Below are 1,198 nucleotides of genomic sequence, written 5' to 3'. Positions count from 1 at the left end.
CCTTTAAGATCTGCTCTTTTTTATTTGATTATGTAATTTTTAATTCCCGGATGCCAGTAAGCCATTACCTCAAACGCTCCATTTGCAACCTCATCATCTTCTTCCTCAATCTTGACCAGATCGCCATCCTCCGCATCACCAAGGTTCAACTCTTTATGTATCTCTTTTAAAATGCCGCCGTACCCGATCAATCTACGGGCAGCCAGCGCATCATCCAAGTAAAGCACCGTGTTCAGATTGTCTTCTGTCACCTTATTGCCGCGCACAACATCCGTATCCTTAACCGGATATTTAGAGATTTCGAGAACAGCTTTTTGCTCCATCATCGCTTCCCGCACTTCGTTTTCAATCTGTTCAGCGTCAATCTTGGCTTTACCTTTCACTCGACGAATATCGACAATTGGAGTGTAATCCAATTTCATCGCCTTTTTCCAAAGGCTCGTCCACTCCGCCTGCTTAATATAATTTTTCCCAAAATAATTTTTCCTTACTGGTATCAACACATGAAAATGCGGATGGTATGTATCTTCTTCATGATTTTTGGTAATCTCTAAAGCTCTGAAAAACCCAAGAACCGAGGTCTTTACTTTTTTGTACTGGAACAGTTTCCTAAAGCCTTCCATCATCTCAGAAATTTGTGGCTTCAGCCGTTCTCCCTTTACATTCCGAACCGTCAGCGTGAGAAAAATCCATCCGCAGCCATACTGCCGATTGGCTTCCTCTACGATCAACTTATTGTGATAAGCAATTTTTAACGACCTGCGCCACGCACACATCGGGCATAACCTCACTTTACAAAAATGGGCTTGATACAGTTTTAACTTGCCCGTCTCCGGGTCTCTCTTAAACGAAAGATACTCTGCACAACCAATTAGCTTTTCAGCCTTTTTGCCATAGTAAGGTGCCCCAATCTTACTCTCTAACGCTTCGTAATGCTCCGCCATGAGGTTCGTACGTCTCTTTTTCCCCTTCCAATCCCGCTTTTTACCTGTTGCGGTTTTGTCTTCGAGGATGCTATAATCGTTTTCAGATGAATAAATCAACAAAAAAACTCCTTCTGAGCTAGTTCTCTAGCATTCTATTATTTTGATTCGACACCTTAATAATAGCAGAAGGAGTTTTTACCTGTCAAAAAGCCGTTTAACCCTTGACACACAAGGCGTTGACCTGATTTTGAAAAATGATGTTGTTTCTATAT

1 protein-coding gene is annotated in these 1,198 nt (G+C 41.7%); it reads right to left on the bottom strand.

What is annotated here, in order from left to right; genetic code table 11:
- Nucleotides 1-20: 20 nt before the first annotated feature.
- Nucleotides 21-1,043, bottom strand: coding sequence for a protein rep (locus ACFWY6_RS45490; RefSeq protein WP_214287768.1), 1,023 nt, complete (start codon nucleotides 1,041-1,043; stop codon nucleotides 21-23).
- Nucleotides 1,044-1,198: the final 155 nt, after the last annotated feature.

This window comes from Streptomyces sp. NPDC059037 (assembly GCF_042740015.1).
Taxonomy (GTDB): Bacteria; Actinomycetota; Actinomycetes; order Streptomycetales; family Streptomycetaceae; genus Streptomyces.
Note: the sequence above shows the minus strand (reverse complement) of the source record. Positions and strands in the feature narration are given on the sequence as shown.